At 46.5% G+C, this 946-nt stretch carries 1 pseudogene; it reads left to right on the top strand.

From position 1 onward, the window contains the following. A pseudogene (locus ACS8FD_RS17575) lies at window positions 1–946 on the top strand (Rne/Rng family ribonuclease); the annotation flags it as partial.

The raw sequence follows: 946 nt of genomic DNA, 5'->3' as shown, positions 1-946 counted from the left end.
CCTCGAGCGAGCAGTCACGTACGAAACGCAAGCCTCATAGCCAGCGCAACTCACGTGGTAAGCTTGAACGCGGGCAAACCTTAACAGTTGACAATGATACTAAGCAGAATAATCAGCAGTCCACTGCCAATGCGGCAAAAGGTAAACCACAAGCGAATGCTCAGCGCGACCAAGACCCCAATGAAGTAGTATTACAGGTCAATGAAGCGCCGACTAAAAGCAAGGCTTCAGAAGTAGTGCATCTTTCTTTGGACGACAGTAAATCGAGTCAATCGTCGTCTAAAGCTATGGATACGCAAGAAGCTGGTCAGCATAATGTTGATGACAAAGACAAGGCTGCTAAACAACGTCATCCAGACAAATCTGAGACGACAACATCTAAGTCAGAAGATCGCTCATCATCCGCTGCGAGTAGCGCTAAACCTACTGAAAGCTTAGTTGAGAGCAAGGCTCAAAGCGCTGAGTCAAAAGGTAATTCATCTGATAGCACATCATCATTTGAAGAGAGTAAAGAAGAAGTCGCTAATGCTAAGGCAACCTCTCAGCCATCGGCTCAAAAAGTAGCTTTAGAGCCAAAAGCAGCTAAAGCTAGCAGCATACAATCTGCTGCTGATACTCAGCCAGCTGAAAACGATGAGTCTAAAAATGGTAATAAAGCTGATGTGAGAAGCAGTACAAATGAGGATACAAAAGGTAATAACGCCCTCACGTTTACTCACGAGGCCTTATTTGCCGCTCGTTATGTGACTGCTGATAAGTTTGGTCAAGCAAGCAATGACCCACGTGTCGTCCGACGTCAGCAGCCAACACCAGTCGCTGAGACTAATGCACAGGCGAGTTCTGCACCTGCTACCATTCGCGGTACAGTTGGTGAGTTTATTCACGCAACGTTAGCAGATGCACAAAGCCGCTTGGCAGATAAAGGGGTTATCAGCTGCTTTATTCA

It is taken from the genome of Psychrobacter sp. 1U2 (assembly GCF_051847575.1).
The sequence above is the reverse complement of the archived record's forward strand: the minus strand, read 5'-3'. Positions and strand labels throughout refer to the sequence as shown.